General features: G+C 40.7%; 1 protein-coding gene. It reads left to right on the top strand.

Translation table 11 applies throughout. From position 1 onward, the window contains the following. The first annotated feature begins 40 nt into the window (after positions 1–40). A protein-coding gene (locus tag AB6D93_RS24060) for an IS3 family transposase (protein ID WP_102319877.1) occupies positions 41–1,278 on the top strand; the annotation gives its coding sequence in 2 pieces (ribosomal slippage) (positions 41–413 and positions 413–1,278; 1,239 coding nt in all). The last annotated feature ends 34 nt before the right edge of the window (positions 1,279–1,312 follow it).

Raw genomic sequence — 1,312 nt, 5'->3', positions numbered from 1 at the left:
TGTCCCGTCCTGAAATGTGTTTACACATTGAGGACGAATTATGGCTACTTCAAATAATACCTACGTTAAGCGCACTCAGCGTGATTACACACTAGGCTTTAAATTACAGGTCGTCGCCGCTGTAGAAAGAGGCGATATGACATATAAACAAGCCCAAACCATTTATGGTATCCAAGGCCGTTCAACTGTTTTAACTTGGCTTCGAAAGCACGGTAAGATGAATTGGGCGCAAACTCCAAGGATGAATACCATGCACCAATCAACTAAGCCTAAAGAGTCACCAGCACAGAAAATAAAGCGTCTTGAGAAAGAGCTGGAAGACGAAAAAATCAAGAATCTCTTTTTAAATAGAGTGGTTGATATTCTTGATGCTGAACACGGAACTAGCCTCAGAAAAAAGTATCTCACCAAGGAGCAAGAAGCCTTCAAGAACAAGAAGGAATAAGTTTAGTTCGAGTATGTAAGCTATGCGGGATAACGAGACAAAGCGTTTATCAACGAGAAAAGCGAGCTGTTCATCGCCAGTTGGAACTTAAACCCATCAAACAAATGGTGTTGGATATTAGACGTTATATGCCTCGGGTTGGCACTAGAAAGCTCTACTTTTTACTTAAGCCAAAGTTGCAAGAACAAGGTATCAAGTTAGGTCGGGATGCTCTTTTCAACTACTTACGTGATGAACGGTTATTGGTAAGACCTAAACGTAGTTTTACGAAAACGACAAACAGTAAGCATTGGATGAAAAAACATCCGAACTTATTAAAGAACTACAAACCATGCACTCCAGAGGGTGTGTTAGTAAGTGATATTACCTATATCCAATCAGATGAAGGCATTCACTATCTCTCATTGGTAACTGATGCGTTTAGTCGGAAAATTATGGGCTACGAGCTGAGCAACGAAATGAAGGCGACGGATGTTGTGAAAGCGCTAGATATGGCTATTAAGGGGCGTCAATATCATCGTTCGTGTATCCATCACTCTGATCGTGGTCTCCAGTATTGCTCCGGTGTTTATCAAGATAAGTTGAAAAGTAGCGGCATAAGCCCCTCGATGACAGACGGTTATGACTGCTATCAAAATGCATTAGCAGAGAGAGTAAATGGAATACTGAAACAAGAGTTCTTACTTAATAAGTGTAAAAACCTCGGAGAGCTTAAACAACTAGTAAAAGAGTCTATAAGTACCTATAACAATATGAGGCCGCACCTTAGTCTCAGGATGAAAACTCCAAATGAGGTGCATGAAAAAAGCCAACAGCTGATGCTGTTGGCTTAGTAGAAATACTGTCAACGTATTTTAGGACGAGACA

The sequence above is a fragment of the Vibrio sp. 10N.247.310.23 genome (assembly GCF_041467155.1).
Classification (GTDB): Bacteria; Pseudomonadota; Gammaproteobacteria; order Enterobacterales; family Vibrionaceae; genus Vibrio; species Vibrio crassostreae_C.
The sequence above is the reverse complement of the archived record's forward strand: the minus strand, read 5'-3'. Positions and strand labels throughout refer to the sequence as shown.